This is a genomic window from Ochrobactrum sp. SFR4, assembly GCF_019730395.1.
Classification (GTDB): Bacteria; Pseudomonadota; Alphaproteobacteria; order Rhizobiales; family Rhizobiaceae; genus Pseudochrobactrum.
Genome location: NZ_JAAPBB010001320.1, coordinates 1 through 239 on the forward strand (window position 1 = coordinate 1; position 239 = coordinate 239).

At 58.2% G+C, this 239-nt stretch carries 1 protein-coding gene; it reads left to right on the forward strand.

The genetic code is table 11. The annotated features are described in order from the left end of the window. Positions 1–239 (forward strand): thiolase family protein (locus HBA93_RS23300; protein ID WP_502910191.1); only part of this gene is annotated, 239 nt, incomplete at both ends.

Consider the following 239-nt stretch of genomic DNA (forward strand, 5'->3'; position numbering starts at 1 on the left):
GGTGTTGCCGCTGCTGATGTTGATGAAGTGATCTTTGGTCAGGTGCTGACAGCAGGACAAGGGCAGAATCCGGTGCGTCAGGCTGCAATCGCTGCGGGTTGCCCGATTGAAACAACCGGCTTTGCCGTCAACCAGCTCTGCGGTTCTGGCTTGCGCTCGGTAGCGCTCGGGCTGCAGCAGATTGCCAATGGCGATGCCTCGGTAATTGTTGCCGGTGGTCAGGAATCAATGTCGATGGC